The organism is Streptomyces sp. NK08204 (genome assembly GCF_020400585.1).
Lineage (GTDB): Bacteria > Actinomycetota > Actinomycetes > Streptomycetales > Streptomycetaceae > Streptomyces.
Map to the genome: position 1 here is coordinate 1 of NZ_JAINVF010000097.1, position 407 is coordinate 407.

The 407-nt window shown below is 66.3% G+C and carries 1 protein-coding gene; it reads left to right on the top strand.

Translation table 11 applies throughout. From position 1 onward, the window contains the following. A partial coding sequence (locus tag K7G59_RS34470; protein ID WP_225840684.1) for a glycoside hydrolase family 25 protein occupies positions 1-407 on the top strand: 407 nt, incomplete at both ends.

Consider the following 407-nt stretch of genomic DNA (forward strand, 5'->3'; position numbering starts at 1 on the left):
TTCATCAAGGTCACCGAGGGCACCTCGTACATCAACCCGAAGTGGCAGGCCCAGCGCGACCACGCCCGCAAGGCGGGGCTTGCCGTCGGCTACTACCACTACGCCCACGGCCTCCGGAACATCGCCGAGGCCGACTTCCTGCTGTCGAAGGTCACCCTGGCCAAGGGCGAGATGCTCGCCTTCGACTGGGAGGACTCTGACGTCTCCAACGCGGAGAAGGATGCCTGGATCCGCTACGTCCAGAGCAAGGTCCCGGGCCACCGTGTGGTGCTGTACTGCAACCGGGACTACTGGTTCAACCGCGACAGCACCAGTTTCGTGGGCGACGGCCTCTGGATCGCCGACCCCGGCGCCCCGGCCGGGCACCCGCGGATCCAGCACGCATGGACGTTCCACCAGTACAGCGA